Raw genomic sequence first — 17758 nt, 5'->3', positions numbered from 1 at the left:
TCAATATTACCTGCTGCATGGTTCGACTCCGCTTTGCTCCAAGTCCGACGGGTTACTTACACGTTGGTGGCCTGCGTACCGCGCTCTTCAGTTTTCTCTATGCCCAACAGCAGGGTGGACGTTTTGTGTTCCGCCTTGAAGATACCGATCAGCAACGACTGGTGGAGGGATCCGAACAAGACCTTCTGCAAATGTTACAATGGGCTGGAGTGAACTGTGACGAAGGCCCCAACATTGGGGGTGAGTATGGTCCCTATCGTCAGTCAGAGCGACTCACACTCTACCAAGATCATCTACATATCCTGATGGATTCTGGCCATGCCTACCCTTGCTTCTGCACGCAGGAACGCCTGGATAACCTCAAGCAGCAGCAGAAAGCCCAAGGCCTGAATCCCAAATACGATGGACACTGTCGAGAGTTGAAGGCTATGGAAGCACAGCAGCGCCAGGCAGATGGTGAAGCGTATGTCATTCGGATGCGGATTCCAGATGATGGAGAAAAGATCCTGATTGACGACCTAATTCGTGGGCATGTCAGTATTGATAGCAGCCAACTGGACGACCAGGTACTGCTCAAGTCTGATGGATTTCCCACCTACCACCTAGCCTGTGTTGTTGACGATCATCTGATGGAGATTACACACGTAGTTCGTGGGGAGGAGTGGCTACCTTCCTTCCCCAAACACCTTCTGCTTTATCGCTACTTCGGCTGGGAACCACCGCGTTTTGCGCATCTTCCACTGATTCTAAACCCTGATCGTTCCAAGCTCAGCAAACGACAAGGTGATGTAGCCGTTGAAGATTTCAAGGCTCAGGGCTATGTTGCCGAAGCGCTGGTCAACTTCATTGCTTTGTTGGGATGGAACACTTCTGATGACCAAGAACTGTTCTCAATGTCTGAATTGATCGAAAAATTCAGCTTCGAACGAGTTGGGAAGGCTGGGGCTGTCTTTGATCGCAACAAACTTGACTGGATGAACCAGCAGTATCTGCAGCGTCTAGAGTTGGATGACCTGATGCGATGTCTGCAACCTTGGTTGGACAACTCGCGTTATTCGGGAGCAGATCCAGAATTTCTACGGAGGGCAACTCAGATCATTCAGCCAAGACTAGTTACTTTGCCTGAAGTACTGGACAAACTGGCGATCTTCTTTGAGGATAGGCCTCAACTTGGACAACCAGAGTTGATCGATTACTTACACCAATCAACAGCACAAACTGTGTTGAGAACTTTCCAAACCGCCCTGGTTGACGCTGATACTTGGGATGAAGGCAACTTCAAGCAGTTGGTCAAAGGAATTCAGAAAAGTACCGGTATTAAAGGCAAGGATCTCTGGACTCCGCTGCGCTACGCGATCACGCTGGAAGAACACGGTCCAGATCTCAGCATGATGGCTGCGCTCTTCGGCAAGGAAAAATGTCAACAGCTTATCAAAAATGCGCTAGCTCTCACAACTTCCTGAGGCGATTGATGCGAAAATTTCTTCTGCTCAGTTGTCTATTCCTCTTGCTTGGTCAAATCTCTTTTGCTCAACCTACAGAAGGACTACCCACCGAATGGGATGGCTTTCGGGAACGCTTACTAACGCTTGCTCTGGACCCCAGCGTTTTGGCTCCTGTACTGGCCATTGTGCCCGTTCCACCAGCAGGTTCAGAAGAAGTCACTGAGATCTCTCGCCAACTGCAGCAACTTCTATTTCTCAGCCTAAGTCTCGATCTTCCTCGTCAACTCATTCATCCCCCTCAGTTACAGCGCATTCTGGATGACTGGAATGGCAGCTTGCGTCTGCAAAGTCGACCATTGACCAATCGTGAGCTTGCTGGGCTTGCTGGGGCCGATTGGCTACTGGAAGGCCAATACAACCAGACTCAGGATGGAGTTCAAGTTGATTTGGAATTGCAGGAATTACTGACCAACCGCGTGCTGCTAAGCGAACAGTTAACCTGGTCAATCAGTGTATTCAAAACTCCCCAAGCTTCCGAAGCTACTGAGATCAAGGCGCCCGCTGAAAGTACGGAAATCACCTCTCCTTCTGAGGAAAAAAACACTTCTGAAACGGAAATAGTCACCACTAAAGACACTTCTACAATAAGCACAACAAACGAGACAACAACCAATAGTGAAAGTGCAACTACTCCCTCAGCGACTGTGGCGATCCCCACAACACCAAGCCTCGCTTCAGTACCGACTGGTGAAGTAAGCGAACAAGAAACCCTCCCAGATGAATCCACCCAAGTAATTTCTGAACCAGATACTACCGCTAACACCAGTGATGAAGTAGTTCAACCAGAAGTCTCTCCTGCTGTAGATAATCAGGAAGGTATTGGAGAGGAAACCACAGAATCCCAATCAATCACTGTTGAGAACGAAGAGGCCATCACTCCAACAGTAGACCCGATCAACGAGGTTGATGATTCACAGGACACAGAAACAGTGGCAATGATAGCCCCATCAACCGAAGCCACAGAGGCAGAACCTGAGGATTCTGTTGAAACAGAAATTTCTGCTGAGCCTGATCCTACTACAGCACTAGTGATCCCGCAGGGTAGCAGTGATCGTCCGGGAATGGCTTTGCTTGAAGGGGGCTCGTTCCAGATGGGGAGTTTGGAAGGAGAAGACGATGAACGGCCAATTCGCCAGATCGAATTAGCACCATTCTATCTGGATGTGCATGAAGTCACGAACGCAGATTACGCTCAGTGCAGCGAATGCATGCGTGGTTATGGAGGCTTCGACACAACCCTGCCAGAACAACCGGCAGTCTATGTAGACTGGGAAAACAGCGCACGTTACTGTGCTTCCATCGGTAAGCGGCTTCCTACCGAAGCTGAATGGGAGTATGCCACTCAAGCCGTTAATCTTGTGGAGACCTCCAACTCTGTTCTAGCTGAGCTGAGAGATCAGGCCTGGTTTGAAATGACCTCGCAAAACCTCCGTTCCGCAGCCGTGGTTGGACAACGGCAACCCAACGCTTGGGGCCTCTATGATCTGCAGGGGAATGTTATGGAATGGACTGCTGACTGGTATGCTCCCTACAACCAAGCGAAACTACAGGATCCAAAAGGACCGGAAGCACCACCAAATCCAGCTTATCCACAGAAAGTGGCTCGTGGAGGAGCTTGGCAGGGCTTATTTGGTCGGGCTACTGAAGCTGGCTTGCGCAGTAGCCGTCGTTACGGCTTAGCAGCCTGGACTCAGGCTTTCAACTTGGGATTTCGCTGTGCTGCAGATGTGCTATGATCAAGAAAACAACGAGTCTGTAAACTGCTTGGCATCGTAGGGACGCAAGTCTTCGATGCCTTCTCCTACACCGATGTAGCGAACGGGAATATCAAATTCGTTGACGATCCCGATAATAACTCCACCCTTGGCCGTACCATCCAGCTTGGTCATCACAATCCCTGTCAAATCTGCAGCTTCACGAAACTCACGGGCCTGAAAGATGGCATTCTGTCCCGTAGTCGCGTCTAGTACAAGCAGCACCTCGTGAGGTGCATCCGGTATAATCTTCCGAATCACCCGCACCATCTTACGTAGTTCCTCCATAAGATTCTTCTTAGTATGCAGTCGTCCTGCAGTATCACAGATAACAACGTCATATTCCTCACGAACTGCCTTCTCGACGGCTTCATACATCACCGAAGACGGATCAGCTCCTTGGCTCTTGGCAATAATGTCACACTCAGCACGACGGCTCCATTCAGTCAACTGTTCAATGGCAGCAGCACGAAAGGTATCTCCAGCTCCCATTAGTACACGATGTCCATCTCGGCGATACTGAGCAGCGATTTTACCAATCGTTGTGGTCTTGCCCACGCCATTGACCCCGACAAACATCAATACTAAGGGCTTACGATCTACAACTGTGGGAATCGGCACTTCCTTGTGCAGAATGCGTACGATCTCCTCCTTAATCACTTCTCGTAAGGCATTCACATCGCGTAGTTCCTGACGTTCAACTCGAGAAGTCACCACCTCCAGAATCTGCTCAGTAGTCTCCGGCCCAATATCGGCTCCTAACAGGGCTTCTTCCAAGTTCTCCAAGACCTCTTCATCAATTTCTTTCTTTCCAAGCAGGGCATTGCTTAGCCCACCAAGCATCTGTTCACGGGTCTTACTGATCCCGGAGCGTAGCTTTTCGTAAAAGTTCTGAGGTTCTGGTGTTGGTGCTGGAGCTTCTGGGATTGCTTCCCCAAAGCGTTTGGTGAGCGTACGCTGCTGTCGACGTTCTTCCTGCTTGCGTGTGATTTCCTCTTGAAGAACTTCGTTCTGTTGTTGCAGTCGATCAAGCCGGACTTCCCGTTGTTTTCGTTCTCGGGCTTCTTCTTCCTGTTGGCGCTGCTTTTCCAACTCTGCCAGGTGCAATTCTGCCTGTTGCGGAGTCAGCTTTTCACTGACCTCACCAAGCTGACCACCCGTCCACAAGAGCAGCAACCCTGCAACCAGGGCACCGCTACCAAACACCGTGAAGACAAACCAGATAACCGAAAAAATCATAGTAATTATTGACAAACAAAAATTGAAAGATTTGCTGAATCTGTCTATTTCACAGGTCAGTGATCGAACAAGCAATCGTTGAATCAGCGTTGCGAGGCTTGCTCCTCAAGCAACTTCGTCAGCTCATAGGGGGAGAAGATGCCCTCGGTTACCTCGCCATTGCGAAGACGAAGTTGGGTTCCGTCATCATTTTCGTAGAGAGTTCCCACCACATTGCCTGACTCATCCTGCCATTCAACCCCGTAGCGGGCTTCACCATCAGACTGAGTGGGAACCACCCGTCCCTTGAAGGGTACCTGAGCCAGGTTTTTCAAATTCTGCTGCATCTGTTGGTACTGACGTTCCAACTTTTGCAGGGTACGTTGGAGTTCCAGAGTGTTTTCAAAGCGTGTCAGTTTATCTGCCCAATAGAGATAAATATCACCAGCTGCTTCTAGAACCGCAGTGGGCGCTCCTAAATCACTTAACTCTGCCGGCAAACTACTTTTATTTTGTAGGGAAGACTCCAGTTGGCGTGCTGTCCCCTTGGATACCTGGCGTGTTGGCATATCAAAGCTAAGATTGATCAGCATATCCTTGACATCCACAGGCTCTGGATCTGGCAAAGCAGGGTTACTCTCTACCGTTCGGGTTGGTCCAGTGGGTTTGAAGACCAATTGAGGTAGTTTTTCTCCCAATCCTGCACGGTCTGAGGAGGGTAAGAATATCGCCAACAAGAACACCGCTGTCCCGACTACTGCGGCTGTACCCACCCACCACCAGATTGGCCGTTTTTTGCACTCTGTCCGGTTTTCTTCCCGACCATAAGTTTGGCCTGAACCATCATCCGTGTATCCCCTGACTTTTCGTTCTTCTCGCTCTGGTTGGTTCTCTTCCGCAATATTCAGTAGGTCTGGAGTGATAATCGTCTCTCGAGTCAGTCGCTCAAGTTCAGTTACCAGTTGAGCGTTGCGACGCTGAACCCACTTGACCTTGTCCAGCAGTTCAAAGCCATTGGTCTGCACCTGAATCTGACGGGCATCATCAATCAGGCGCTGCACGCTGGGAGGAAATCTGGAAGTCGGTACCGGTGTCTTGAGTATATCTCGGCACCGATAACGAAGTTCTGTCGTCAGCATCTGGGACATCGAAACCAGCACATGCCATCGTTCCCGATTGAGCAGTGGTGGTGGCTGTGGAATCTTTAGCAGGACTTCCTCATCCAGGGGCATATCTGGATTGTCTTCTCCAGGTTCTGCCTTCCCTCCAGCCTCTCGTCGCTTTCGTGCTTGCTGTTGGCGGTGCAGGTGTTCCCATTCCTTTTTGTAATCCCGCCAGGCGCTGTGGAAGGAGTCCCACAGCTGTCTCAGTTCATCTCCGCACTCCTGATGCATGCCGAACAGGGGAGCCATTTCTGGATAGCGCTCTGAACTACGCTTGCGCAAGTGAACAGATAGCTTATACATTTGCTCATATTGGTTGGTCACTTCCTTCTGTTGTGATTCACAGTTCAGCCACTCTCTCTTGGTCAGTGGCTTCTTCCAGTCGATCACAATCGGGTAGCTGAGCACTTGCAGGCGCAGAAAGTCGAGGTAGAGTTCATCCAGCACCAACGGACCAGTACCTGGCACATGCGCCTCTGTCTGCTGTTTGAGTTTTCCCCAAGCATAGATGATCTCATTTTCCTTGCGACTGACATCTGTCAACGACAATAGATTGCGCCAGTGCTCGGTTTGGATCGGTATAATTTTGGGAACCTCTGCGGTAGTTGCAACTTCTGACATAGGTTGTCGATGGTTTGGTTTGAAGGTCTGGTTGTTTTGTGTAAGCTAACTCATTTTCCTGCAAATTTCTCGCAAAGCTTTTTGGATTCCTAACAAAGCTCTCGCTATGAGGGAATTCTACAAGTTCAAGTTTCCTGCACGAGCCGCATGCAACTGGTAGGTATCGGTTTTAATCCATCCTTCTGGCGTTTTCTTTTACAGCGACTAGAAAAATACACGGGACACGGTCCACTTGTCGGCACACTGCTAGACCCTTCCTACTTACAACCAGACCGTCTAGTGTCCACTTGTGCCCACTTGCAGGACCTGCAACCTGTCTTCACCTTTTTCACGCCACATGGCTTCCGAGAGCATCGGGACTGCATCTTTTTTCTTTCACAAATGCAGGCACGACTGCGAGAAGTTCCCTTGGCACTGGTACTGGAAAATATTCAGGAAGAGTTGAGTCCTTTTTTGCCACCCAGTCCCTGGGTTCGCCTAACCAACCAGATGCATTTTCGGGTTTCCCATCCCGGAGTGTTCCTAACCCAAAAGTTACACTCTTTTCCCTGGATCAACCTGCAATCCCGTGTTTCTATGCTGGAGTACGTTGACCCACGAGAAGGCTGGTGTCGTCGCACTGTTCAGGATCTACCACCACAAACCCTGCTGGCGCTGGATCAGATTCGCTTCCTGGAAGCTGACGACAGGACCCTGTCTGTGCAGGAGTGGTTGACCACTTTTCTGGCACAACAAGCCAAGAGTGTAGAAGTCCAGCAGGTCAAAGGACTGCTCCGAACCGACAAGGGATTTTTTCTTTTCCCAGGAGTACCACTGGATGGTGTGATCGAGTTTTCACTTGGAGATGTGAAGATCAAAACCATATTGGTGCATCGACAGCTTTCCGACCATTCGGCTGCGTTCCGGCGTACTCTGCAGTATCTAGAGACACACGCCAAACGCCAGCAACAGGTTGCTCCAAGGCCACAAGCTCTCCGTTGTTTGGGTAGTCTGCCAATCTTGAATGAACTAGCCCGCTCCATTCTAGCCACTCGCGGATTCAACAACGTCGAAAGTGTCGAAAGCCTACAACCCGGACAACATCAATTGGGCAATGATCTTCAAGGCTTCTACCTACGCACCCTGCCTTCAGTAGAATTGAAAGGCAACGTCATTGACCTCAGGAAAGCGATCAGTGGATTACTTGAACCGGTGTTGGATTTTGTAGAATGGCCCACGATAGAGGTACCCAAGACGATTGCCAGTACTCCCATGCAACGCAAGGAGTTGGACGAACGACGAGAAAAATTACTTCGTGAAGATGAAGAAATTCGACAGGAACAGCAACGACTGCGGGCTCATCAGGAGCTGTATGATCAGGAACAACAAGTACTTGATCGAGTCGCCATAGTGGGAAGACAGTTGGTTGAGCAACTGGGTAGGAGTCTACCTTGGGAGGAGGTTGCTCGAAATCCTGCTGAATTCAACGGCCGGCAAGTCCTGTTATGGTGTGAAGAAGAAGAAATTGTTGCGGAGATGATGCGGAGTCTGGGCAATGTTCCCAAGCGGCTCTGGGTCAACCCAAACGACTACCGGGAATCCGATGATCTACTCCGCTTGGACATTAACACTTATTGTAGTTATGCACAGAATGGCAACTGGATCGTCACTACTCACAGTCGACAACACCTAGAGCAACTGGTCAGCGTTATCTTTACAGAACAACAGCGGGTTCAAGCAGTCAACCGACAGCGAGAACAGGCGCTGGAAGGCATCGAACACTCACTGCAACAACTGCAGCAACGCAAGGAGCAACTGGCGTTGCACTGGCTCTACGTTTCTTTGCAACAGACCCTCAGCCCACATCTGACAAACTGAGTATGAGAGGCTTCTGCAAAGCGGTTCTCATCCTTAGTTCGTCTCTCCGCTCAACCCTGCTTCTGTAGACCACTCCAACTGCGGACCGACCACCTTGCGATAGAAGCAATTTTGCCTCCCTGTGTGGCAAGCTGGACCCTGCTGCTCCACTAGGTACAGCAGCGTATCCTGATCACAGTCAATCCGGATCTCACAAATTTTTTGAATGTGTCCCGATGACTCTCCCTTTTGCCAAAGCTGATCACGAGAACGAGAATAGTAGTGAGCCAGCCCCGTTTTTTGTGTGAGTGACAGGGCCTCTTGATTCGCATAGGCCAGCATCAGAACTTCTTGAGACTGGGCATCCTGAACCACCACAGGCATCAAGCCGTTCAACTTGGCAAAATCTGGCTGAAAATCAAGACCCTCGTCCAAGTGCATTGTGTCATTCCCCAAATTGTTCGGGACGTAGGGTTGGGAAGAGGATCACGTCACGGATGTTGTTCTGTCCGGTCAGTAGCATGACCATCCGGTCCATGCCGATACCAATCCCACCCATCGGAGGCATCCCGTATTCCATCGCTCGTAAAAAGTCCTCATCCAGCGGATGGGTTTCTGCTTCTCCACCTCGGCCCCGCTCCACCTGCTCTTCCATCAACTGCCTTTGACGGATTGGATCGTTCAATTCCGAGTAGGCGTTCGCGACCTCCCAACCCATCACATAGGCCTCAAATCTCTCAATCAATTCTGGATTCTGCCGATGTTGCTTACAAAGTGGGCTGGATTCCTGTGGATAATCCGTGATGAAAGTGGGCTGGACTAACTGGGACTCACAGCTTTCCTCAAAAATTAACTGCATGGCACGACCACGACTGAAGCTTCCATCCAAATGCCAGCCCTTGGCAGTTAACAATGACCACACTTCTTCATCACTGAGTGTCGTGAAGGAGATTCCAGCAAACTGCTCGATTGCTTCCAACATCGTCAACCGAGGCCACGGTGCCTTAACATCGATCGTTGTTCCCTCAAATTCAAACTGCGTAGAACCATGAACTGCTAAAGCACAGCGTTCGAAGATGCTCTCACAGTGGCGCATCATGTCATGGTAGTCCGCATAGGCCTGGTAAAATTCCAGGGCTGAAAATTCGGGATTGTGCGTGCGGTCGATGCCCTCGTTGCGGAAATTCTTGATGAACTCAAATACTCGATCAAAACCCCCGATCACCAGGCGTTTTAGGAACAATTCATTTGAAATCCGCAGGTAAAAATCGATCCCTAGGGCCTTGTGCTGAGTCACAAAGGGAGTCGCGTTTGCACCACCGTAGACTGACTGCAATGTTGGGGTTTCAACTTCAAGAAATTGCTGCTCCAGCAAATAGGTTCGTACTGTCTGGAAGATCAGTGAGCGCTGTCGGAAGACCTGAGCTACATCAGCATTGAGGGCTAAATCGACATAGCGCTGGCGATAGCGGAATTCTTTGTCCTTGACCTCATCATAGACAACGCGTTCACCTGCTACCTCCTTGACCTTGGGAACCGGCATTGATCGAATCGCCTTTGACAACACTTCCAAGCGATTCGCACGGAGTGTCAGCTCTCCTGTCTGCGTGCACATCATCACCCCCTGCAAACCAAGAAAATCTCCTAAGTCACAAAGGTTGAAAACTTCGAAGGACTCTTCACCAACCTCATCTTTGCGCACATAGACCTGAAGCCGCTCATGGGCTGCCTGAATGTTGGCAAAGATCACCTTGCCCTTACCACGCACAGCCATTAAGCGGCCTGCGAGTGATACTGACGTTGCGGCTGTCAGCAATGTATCTGCCTGATCACGTAGCTCCTGGATCGTATGAGTGCTCTGGAAGGAATAGGGATAGGGTGAAGCACCCTGATCACGTAGCTGTTGCAGTTTTTCCAGACGAATACTGCGGCTGTCTGCGGTTGAGTCGGGTTGCATGAATATTTGAATCAGTCAGCGTGAAAAGGAGGGCGAAATAGTCGTGTTACATCTACCAAGCGTCGAATCCCTCGACTCAACGTCGGCGGGATTCAAACAACTGTTGTGAGAAACCCAGCATCTGCTGCTGGATTTGCTCGTGAGAAGCCTCGGGATAGGCCTCCTGGAACATCGTGAAGCCAAGCATGTTCCAAGCAACCAGTCCTTCTTCTAGGGTCAAGTGGTGCTGATCAAGAACCATGAAGAAGTCCCGCACCACCTGTTCGACCTTGATCCTGCGCTTTGCTTCATCAAGAGGTTGTTCTGACACCTCAGGCTCCAATCGTATTCTCAACAGAAGGTAAACCAGCCAAGGCCATCGCCAGTTCTTCTTCCGAATAGCCCGTGTCTTGGAGCTTTCCAGCAAAGTAATCGGTATAGGCCTGCATATCGAAGTGACCGTGTCCACAGAGATTGAAGAGAATCGCTTCGCTCTTTCCCTCTGCCTTGCAGCGTAGTGCCTCAACAATTGCACCTTTGACCGCGTGATTGGCCTCAGGAGCTGGAATGATCCCTTCTGCTCGGGCAAACTCGACACCCGCTTCAAAACAATCCAACTGTGCATAGGCCGTGGCCTCAATCAACCCAAGTTCCTTGATGTGACTGACGAGTGGAGCCATACCATGATAGCGCAATCCACCTGCGTGGAAGCCTGGAGGTATAAAAGTCGAACCCAAAGTGTGCATTTTTGTCAAAGGAGTCAGGTGACCGGTATCTCCAAAGTCGTAGGCATAGCGGCCCTTGGTCAGTGAAGGGCACGCAGCCGGTTCCACCGCAACGATCCTTACATCTTTTCCACCCCTCAGTTTCTGGCCAAGGAAAGGGAAGACAATACCCGCGAAATTGGAACCACCACCGGTACAGCCAACGATCACATCTGGATAGGCATCTGCCATCTCCATCTGTTCAATCGCTTCCTGTCCTACTACGGTTTGATGCATCAATACGTGATTGAGAACACTTCCCAGAGCATACTTCGTGTCCTCTCGTTGAGCAGCCATTTCTACAGCCTCCGAGATTGCAATGCCCAGGCTGCCTGTTGAATCGGGGTTGTCTTCAAGAATCTTGCATCCAGACCTTGTCTTGTCCGAAGGAGACGCTGTACAGGTTGCACCATAGGACTCCATCAGCGCTCGACGGTAAGGCTTCTGCTGAAAACTCACCTTGACCATGAAGACCTCAATCTCCAAATCAAACAAGGCTCCTGCAAAAGCTAATGAAGAACCCCATTGTCCTGCTCCAGTCTCCGTCGTGATGCGCTTGACACCCGCTTCCTTGTTATAGAAGGCCTGAGCCACTGCAGTGTTTGGCTTATGGCTTCCAGCCGGGCTGACACCTTCATACTTGTAATAGATCCGTGCCGGTGTATCGAGGACCTGCTCTAGGCGCCGGGCTCGATACAGCGGAGTAGGTCGCCATTGTCGGTAAATATCTCGGACCGGATTGGGGATCTCAATCGTCCGTTCCGAGGCAACTTCCTGCAGGATCAAAGACATCGGAAAGAGAGGTGCCAGATCGTCTGGCCCAACTGGCTGGTGGGTACCTGGATGCAATACTGGAGGTGGTGGAGAAGGTAAGTCAGCGATCAGATTATACCAATCGCGGGGAATACGGTCTTCAGACAACAAGTACTTGATCGAATCGCTGCTCATGTGGCCTCCCAAGTTATTCGGTGTTCACCAGAAAAAGGAAAAACCGTAGCGAATTCGCAAGACAAGCGCAAACCTTTCAAAACGAAACGCTATCCTGCTTTGAAAAGTTGGTTGCGGAGGAGCGTTTCATTCAATGCTGTAACTCAATCATCATACGCGCAACATTCATGATCTTGCCTGGGAATGCAATCTTTCGCCACCTCCAGGGTAGCGACTGTGAATTGGGTAACTCACGACAACTATCGGTTTGATATTTCCGTTTTCAGACTCGCTTACGAGTTCACAGTTTTTCTGTAAGAAGAGTTGCTGCTTTCAAATTCAGCATTTTGCTCTCACCATTCAGCATCTGTTTTTACCAACTGACCAGTTTTTCGACTCTTTGCATAAAAAATAATCAATAAACAGCCGGATCAAAAGAATAATTAAATATTATTGTTTAATTATTAAACATTACATCAGTGACTTGCCGCTGATTTGAAAATATTTTCAGCACAGGCACATCCCCTGCTGAGTGTGTAGGAACATTCCCCCTACATTCTTCATTTTTATTTGGCAGAGAGGACATGATGGAATTTCAAGCTGAGATGAAATATGTGTTGGATACAATCTGGCTGCTGATCAGTGGGGCACTGGTTATGTGGATGGCTGCTGGATTTGCAATGCTCGAAGCAGGAATGGTTCGCACAAAGAACGTAACTGCAATTCTGACTAAAAACATAGCACTTTATTCTGTAGCCTGTATCGCTTTCTACCTGATCGGTTACAACCTGATGTACGGTGAGGGCAACGCAGTCTTTGGATCTGGATTTGCTCTTTCTGGCACTTCTGCAGACGGTCACAGCCTACTCTCAGACTTCTTCTTCCAGGTTGTCTTCGTCGCTACCGCTGCCTCAATTGTCTCCGGTACGGTCGCCGAGCGGGTGCGCTTCTGGCCCTTCATGACCTTCACTCTCGTATTGACAGCGATTATCTATCCCATTCAGGGACACTGGACCTGGGGTGGGACCTCACTGGGTGGGCTCATCGACGGCTTCAGTGACTTTGCAGGCTCGACCATCGTTCACTCTGTTGGTGGATGGGCCGCTCTTGCAGGTGCTCTGCTCCTTGGCGCTCGCAAGGGCAAGTACGACAGCCAGGGCAATGTTCATCCAATCCCTGCATCCAGCTTACCGATGGCAACGCTTGGGACTTTTGTGCTCTGGCTTGGTTGGTTCGGCTTCAACGGCGGATCCCAGCTGGCACTGGGTTCCAAGGATGATGCTGATGCGATTTCTGCGGTCATCGCCAACACAAACATCGCGGCCTGCGCTGGAGCTGTTGTCGCCATGATTCTGACGCAGCTTCTCTTTAAGAAAGTAGATTTGACGATGGTATTGAATGGTGCACTGGCAGGCTTGGTCTCCATCACAGCAGGACCAGATTATCCCTCGATGGGTCTGGCGATGCTGATCGGTGGAATCGGTGGTGCGTTGGTTGTCTTCGCAGTGCCTTTCTTCGACAAAATGAAGATTGATGATCCCGTAGGTGCTCTTTCGGTTCACCTAGTTGCTGGAATCTGGGGTACGCTGGCCGTTGGCCTCTTCAAGGAAGATGGCTCCTTAGGTGCCCAGATCATGGGCATCATCGTGATTGGACTCTTTACTTTCGTCTCCAGCGCCATCATCTGGTACATTCTCAAGGCGACTATGGGTATCCGCGTCTCTGAGGAAGAGGAGTATATCGGCTCTGATGAGGAAGAGTTTGGTATGCACAGCTACCCCGAATTTGTCTCCCGCTCGGTTTAAATCTCCTCCCCAGGGTCCGATGCGTGCTGCCTCTGCCATCGGGCCTTCGGCGACTCTGTTCCTCCCCACAGGGTCGCCACTCCCACCTGTTTCAAGGAATCTTCCGCACCTGCAGTGAATTGACAAAGCCTTCCGCAGTCAGGATGTTCGCCAATATCATGAACTGTTCCCCACGTTGGTAACCCTCACGATCACGTAGTGTCCGTAGCGCCTGTTCCAGCGTAAACTCCGGATTGATCGAAAAGTCTTCCACGAGGAAAGGATAGACCGAGCGGCAGAAGAGCAACGTACGATAGGTTCGTGCGCTGTTGGTGAAAGCATAGATTGGTAAGCCCCGTGGACGCATGTTCGAAATATACTCAGCTCCACGCCCAAACTGAGTGATTGCAACAAAGCCTTTGAACTGTAGTTCACTCGCCATCTGAGCTGCTGCTGCTGCAAGGTGCATTCGAGCGCTGGACAAGTTCATCTTGCTGGCGTAATCCACCCCCGGATAGCGCTCTGTTCTACGGACAATCCGGTCCAGTGTCTCGACCGCTTCCACGGGAAACTTGCCCGATGCAGTCTCTCCAGAGAGCATCACGGCATCGGCTTGTTCATAGACTGCATTGGCCACATCCGTCACTTCAGCCCTGGTGGGCACTGGAAATTCGATCATGGATTCCAACAGATGTGTGGCCACAATCAGGCGCTTACCGTGGATTGCGCAGAGATAGGCCATCCGACGTTGTAGCTGTGGCAATTCCTCCATGTCGACTTCTAAGCCTAGGTCTCCTCGGGCCACCATGATTCCATCAGCCTCCTCCAGGATCTGCTCCATGTTTTCCACACCTTCCTGGTTCTCGATCTTGGCGATAATCTTCATCCCCTTGCTCTCATCTCCAAGGATCTCCTTGGCTTCACGCACAGCGTCCGCGTTCCGCACAAAGGAGAGCGCAATGCCGTCAAGATCCATTTCCTTGGCAAATAGCAAGTCTTCCTTGTCCTTGGCCGTGATGGAAGGCAGCTGCACTGCCACTCCTGGTAGGTTCACATGTCGGCGCCCCTTGAGGAAGCCACCATGAATCACCTCACAGCGCAGATGATCTTCTTCCCGACTGAGCACCTTGAGCTTGACGAGGCCGCTATCCACGGAGAGCGATTGACCCAGTTTCACTTCATCAATTAGGTACTGGTAGTTGACGTGCAGCGTGTTGACAGGCGGATCCGCTTGTTCCTCGGTTGGAGGCATCGTGACCCTAAGTTCATCCCCCACGATTAGATCAACTTCGTTGAGACCAGTGCGAATTTCAGGTCCCTGGGTATCCAACATCACCGCTACCGGATACTTGAGGGTCTGGTTTAGGTCACGAATCCGGCGCACGACTTCACCGTGGGTGTTATGGTCACCATGAGAGAGGTTCAGGCGGGCGATGTTCATACCAGCTTGCTGCAGGCGTCGCAGCATTTCTGGTTCACAGCTGGAAGGGCCGATGGTACAAATGATCTTGGTACAACGCATGGATTCTCCGAAATGATGTTCAGGAGCGGGTGAAGGAACGGATCAGCGTCTGTAATTCCGTGGATGATGACGTAACTAGGCAATCGGCTGCCGGACGGGCCAACTCACAGAGTTGGCGATGTGTTTCACTATTGGGGGTGACACCGAAGCCGATCACCTTGACCTCAACCTCCTCAACCTGCTTACGTTTTTGCAGCACCTGGGTGCGATTGATCGCCGAGTAGCCATCGTCCTGACCATCGGCCAGCAGCACCACGACAGGGAAGCGCTTTACATTCGCTTCAGGAACTTGGTAGCTTGGCGAGCGGAAATATCGCAGAGCCTCAAAGATCGCCTGGTAGAGATTCGTTCCACCACGAGTCTCTAGTCCAGCAATCTGCTGCTGCAGGTGCTGACGGACAACCGAACCAGAAGGACCAATTTCTTCAAAAATAATCTGCTTGCTCTTGGCCGCTGGAGAGTTCGGGTGTTGCGTCAAGCGGGCGTTGAAACTCCACAGCTGAAAGCGAGTGCCTTGAAGCATGTTCAGAGCAAAGAAATCCAGCGCCTTCTGGGCTGACTTCAGCTTGCTCTGTTTCTGTCCCGGCAGAAAGGCATCCATCGAGCCGGAAGTATCCAGCAGGAAAATCACATCAGAAACCGAATGATTCGCAGGAGGTGGAGGAGTCAGCTGGGGTTTTGGCGGTGGTCGGACAGGCGTTGGAGGTGGGGGTGGGGCTTCCTCCTTTTGTACCGGGGGCTGCTTCTTTGGCACACGGAAAAAATTCGTACCCTGGGCGTCCAACATTCCGGGCAACCACAGACTCAAGAGCAACAGTAGGCAGCAACGTCTCCAGCAATCAAACAACATGCAATGAACTCAAACGAACACTATCTGGATTACAACGCCACCGCTCCGCTGCTACCCGAAGTGTGGGAAGCAATGCAGACCGTTCAGGCCACCAGCTACGGCAATCCATCCAGCCCACATGGACCCGGACGTCGAGCCCGGAATCGCCTGGAAGAGGCCCGTCGAAAACTAGCCTCGTTGATGGGGGTGGAATACCAGGAACTGTGTTTCACCAGCGGTGGCAGTGAAAGCAACAATGCGATCCTCCGACAATTTCTGCAGGCGGACAAGCCAAATCATTGGATTCTTTCCCCACTCGAACATCCTTCGCTACTGGAAACCGCACAGCATTTGGCCGAACAAGGACGAGCTTCCTTGGATCTGCTGCCAGTTGACCGTGGAGGTCGTGTGCTGCCAGAGGCACTGCCAGAACTGATTCGTCCAGAGACCTGCCTCCTCAGCGTGATGGGTGCCAACAATGAAACTGGTGTAATTCAGCCGATTGCAGAACTCCAGATCATTGCCCAGCAACATGGAATTCCACTGCACACCGACAGTGTTCAAATCTTGGGAAGAGTGCCTGTTTCCTGGCAGGAACTGGGAGTGAACTACGCCACAGCCACCGCACACAAGCTTGGAGGACCTGGTGGAATTGGTTTGCTCTACGTGCGAGAGGGTTCGGCCTTCACTCCCATGATCACTGGGGGCAAGCAGGAACGAGTTCGGCGCGCTGGAACCGAGAGCGTCGCGTTGGCTGTTGGTTTTGCTTCAGCCCTAGCCTGGGTGCTCAAGCAACAACCTCAACTCTCCGAGCGGTTGCGTAGCTTTCAGCAGCAGGTTCTGGAGAGATTACAGACCGTGGAAGGTTTCTTCTTGAATGGAGATCCACAATTTCTGCTACCCAACACCCTCAACGTCGGCTTTCAAGGCTTGAGCGCAGAGACTCTGCTGATCTCGCTTGATCTGGATGGAGTTGCTGTCTCGACAGGATCGGCTTGCTCCTCGGGTGCCCTGGGACCAAGTCCTGTTCTGCTGGCGATGGGTCTCACTCCCACCGAAGCTCGCTCCTGCCTACGCCTGAGCTGGGGCTGGCAGACCACTCAAGCCGACATCGATGCCCTGCTGGAGCGGTTGCCTCATCACGTGCAACGGTTGCGGGAGAAAAAGAAGTGAACTCAAGGTGGGGAAACGATCGTGGACGTAATCACTATTGCCGGACCCAGTAGTGTTCGGATTCAATCTTCAATTTATCGTCTTCTCGATCATTTGCGACGTACATCCTGTCTCCTTGAACGTGGAAGTATCGTCGGGTTGCGTAGGTGATCCCAATGGATTCAGAGTCAGGTGAGAGCGAGCGGGTAAACGTGGATTCTACCTCAATCAGATCTTTTCCTTCCACGTTGATCTGCTCCTCCAAGATGCTGAACGATCCTGAGGTTTTTTGAACGTCTTCCATCCCTTCCCCACTGCAGTCAGCCAACTCCTCGTACTTTCTAACTACAGAATTGGCGGAGTTACCCCTAAAGACAACGGTTTCCCTTGCAGAATACGTGGTGCCTTCCAACTCCACGGGGTAGCAGACACTTGCCCAAGCACCCTCCAGGACGGTTGGTTCTCCTGGGCTGTTTTTTGTGAGGTCCACTCGGCTCATTTCGGAACATCCACTCACCACGGCAAGCAGGCCCAGCAAACTGAGTGAAACTGAAAATCGGACTCGCTGCATCATCACACCTCCTGGCATTTTTAGGTTTCGCGTCCATTGCTCACCTTTACTGATCTTTCCCCCAGCTTCGGGGATGCTGAATCCTACGGAGGATTCTCTTCTTCTGCAACAGAATTCAAGGATTTAATCTCAACTCTCCTGCTACAGCACTTCCCATCCTTTTGAATAGTTTGTAG

Annotated in this window: 14 protein-coding genes; 5 read left to right on the top strand and 9 right to left on the bottom strand. The window is 51.1% G+C overall.

The window, feature by feature from the left end:
• The first annotated feature begins 17 nt into the window (after positions 1 to 17).
• Complete coding sequence (gene gltX / locus P8O70_13680; GenBank protein MDG2197908.1) at positions 18 to 1463, top strand: glutamate--tRNA ligase; 1446 nt, start codon at positions 18 to 20, stop codon at positions 1461 to 1463.
• 8 nt (positions 1464 to 1471) lie between these two features.
• Positions 1472 to 3241, top strand: coding sequence for an SUMF1/EgtB/PvdO family nonheme iron enzyme (locus tag P8O70_13675; protein MDG2197907.1), 1770 nt, complete (start codon positions 1472 to 1474; stop codon positions 3239 to 3241).
• Here the strand turns inward: P8O70_13675 and ftsY are convergent, their stop codons facing one another.
• Positions 3242 to 4498 (bottom strand): signal recognition particle-docking protein FtsY, encoded by a 1257-nt coding sequence (gene ftsY / locus P8O70_13670; GenBank protein ID MDG2197906.1) that lies wholly within the window; start codon positions 4496 to 4498, stop codon positions 3242 to 3244.
• Between the two features lie 83 nt (positions 4499 to 4581).
• Positions 4582 to 6261 (bottom strand): hypothetical protein, encoded by a 1680-nt coding sequence (locus P8O70_13665; protein ID MDG2197905.1) that lies wholly within the window; start codon positions 6259 to 6261, stop codon positions 4582 to 4584.
• Between the two features lie 147 nt (positions 6262 to 6408).
• Between P8O70_13665 and P8O70_13660 the strand changes: the two genes are divergently transcribed.
• The gene (locus P8O70_13660) at positions 6409 to 8118 is read left to right on the top strand and encodes a hypothetical protein (protein MDG2197904.1); all 1710 of its coding nucleotides are present in this window, start codon (positions 6409 to 6411) and stop codon (positions 8116 to 8118) included.
• A gap of 33 nt (positions 8119 to 8151) precedes the next feature.
• Here P8O70_13660 and hisI read toward each other — a convergent pair whose 3' ends face one another.
• The 4 genes from hisI to P8O70_13640 all read right to left on the bottom strand — a co-directional run bounded on the left by hisI (position 8152) and on the right by P8O70_13640 (position 11745).
• A complete protein-coding gene (gene hisI / locus P8O70_13655; GenBank protein MDG2197903.1) occupies positions 8152 to 8538 on the bottom strand; it encodes a phosphoribosyl-AMP cyclohydrolase in 387 nt (128 codons plus the stop codon).
• A gap of 4 nt (positions 8539 to 8542) precedes the next feature.
• The gene (gene lysS / locus P8O70_13650) at positions 8543 to 10054 is read right to left on the bottom strand and encodes a lysine--tRNA ligase (protein ID MDG2197902.1); all 1512 of its coding nucleotides are present in this window, start codon (positions 10052 to 10054) and stop codon (positions 8543 to 8545) included.
• Positions 10055 to 10130: 76 nt separating this feature from the next.
• A complete protein-coding gene (locus tag P8O70_13645) occupies positions 10131 to 10364 on the bottom strand; it encodes a hypothetical protein (protein MDG2197901.1) in 234 nt (77 codons plus the stop codon).
• Position 10365: 1 nt separating this feature from the next.
• A complete protein-coding gene (locus P8O70_13640; GenBank protein MDG2197900.1) occupies positions 10366 to 11745 on the bottom strand; it encodes a TrpB-like pyridoxal phosphate-dependent enzyme in 1380 nt (459 codons plus the stop codon).
• Positions 11746 to 12311: 566 nt separating this feature from the next.
• On the opposite strand from P8O70_13640, the gene amt reads away from it, so the two are divergent.
• On the top strand, positions 12312 to 13529 hold the full coding sequence (gene amt, locus P8O70_13635; protein ID MDG2197899.1) for an ammonium transporter: 1218 nt from the start codon (positions 12312 to 12314) through the stop codon (positions 13527 to 13529).
• A gap of 91 nt (positions 13530 to 13620) precedes the next feature.
• On the opposite strand, the gene pyk is transcribed toward amt, so the two are convergent.
• Both pyk and P8O70_13625 read right to left on the bottom strand, forming a co-directional pair.
• Positions 13621 to 15030 (bottom strand): pyruvate kinase, encoded by a 1410-nt coding sequence (gene pyk / locus P8O70_13630; GenBank protein MDG2197898.1) that lies wholly within the window; start codon positions 15028 to 15030, stop codon positions 13621 to 13623.
• Between the two features lie 19 nt (positions 15031 to 15049).
• Positions 15050 to 15880 carry a VWA domain-containing protein gene (locus P8O70_13625; protein MDG2197897.1) on the bottom strand — a complete coding sequence of 277 codons (831 nt, stop codon included), beginning with the start codon at positions 15878 to 15880 and terminating at the stop codon, positions 15050 to 15052.
• 3 nt (positions 15881 to 15883) lie between these two features.
• Between P8O70_13625 and P8O70_13620 the strand changes: the two genes are divergently transcribed.
• Complete coding sequence (locus tag P8O70_13620; GenBank protein ID MDG2197896.1) at positions 15884 to 17032, top strand: cysteine desulfurase family protein; 1149 nt, start codon at positions 15884 to 15886, stop codon at positions 17030 to 17032.
• A gap of 34 nt (positions 17033 to 17066) precedes the next feature.
• On the opposite strand, the gene P8O70_13615 is transcribed toward P8O70_13620, so the two are convergent.
• A complete protein-coding gene (locus P8O70_13615; GenBank protein ID MDG2197895.1) occupies positions 17067 to 17585 on the bottom strand; it encodes a hypothetical protein in 519 nt (172 codons plus the stop codon).
• Between the last annotated feature and the right edge of the window lie 173 nt (positions 17586 to 17758).

This window comes from SAR324 cluster bacterium (genome assembly GCA_029245725.1).
Taxonomy (GTDB): Bacteria; SAR324; SAR324; order SAR324; family NAC60-12; genus JCVI-SCAAA005.
This window is presented reverse-complemented; position numbering and strand designations above follow the sequence as displayed.

What these genes read in the sequence shown, in the direction of transcription:
- gltX (MDG2197908.1), top strand. Translation starts at nt 18, where the DNA reads ATGGTTCGACTCCGCTTTGCTCCAAGTCCGACGGGTTACTTACACGTT.
- P8O70_13675 (MDG2197907.1), top strand. Translation starts at nt 1,472, where the DNA reads ATGCGAAAATTTCTTCTGCTCAGTTGTCTATTCCTCTTGCTTGGTCAA.
- ftsY (MDG2197906.1), bottom strand. Translation starts at nt 4,498, where the DNA reads ATGATTTTTTCGGTTATCTGGTTTGTCTTCACGGTGTTTGGTAGCGGT.
- P8O70_13665 (MDG2197905.1), bottom strand. Translation starts at nt 6,261, where the DNA reads ATGTCAGAAGTTGCAACTACCGCAGAGGTTCCCAAAATTATACCGATC.
- P8O70_13660 (MDG2197904.1), top strand. Translation starts at nt 6,409, where the DNA reads ATGCAACTGGTAGGTATCGGTTTTAATCCATCCTTCTGGCGTTTTCTT.
- hisI (MDG2197903.1), bottom strand. Translation starts at nt 8,538, where the DNA reads ATGCACTTGGACGAGGGTCTTGATTTTCAGCCAGATTTTGCCAAGTTG.
- lysS (MDG2197902.1), bottom strand. Translation starts at nt 10,054, where the DNA reads ATGCAACCCGACTCAACCGCAGACAGCCGCAGTATTCGTCTGGAAAAA.
- P8O70_13640 (MDG2197900.1), bottom strand. Translation starts at nt 11,745, where the DNA reads ATGAGCAGCGATTCGATCAAGTACTTGTTGTCTGAAGACCGTATTCCC.
- amt (MDG2197899.1), top strand. Translation starts at nt 12,312, where the DNA reads ATGGAATTTCAAGCTGAGATGAAATATGTGTTGGATACAATCTGGCTG.
- pyk (MDG2197898.1), bottom strand. Translation starts at nt 15,030, where the DNA reads ATGCGTTGTACCAAGATCATTTGTACCATCGGCCCTTCCAGCTGTGAA.
- P8O70_13625 (MDG2197897.1), bottom strand. Translation starts at nt 15,880, where the DNA reads ATGTTGTTTGATTGCTGGAGACGTTGCTGCCTACTGTTGCTCTTGAGT.
- P8O70_13620 (MDG2197896.1), top strand. Translation starts at nt 15,884, where the DNA reads ATGAACTCAAACGAACACTATCTGGATTACAACGCCACCGCTCCGCTG.
- P8O70_13615 (MDG2197895.1), bottom strand. Translation starts at nt 17,585, where the DNA reads ATGATGCAGCGAGTCCGATTTTCAGTTTCACTCAGTTTGCTGGGCCTG.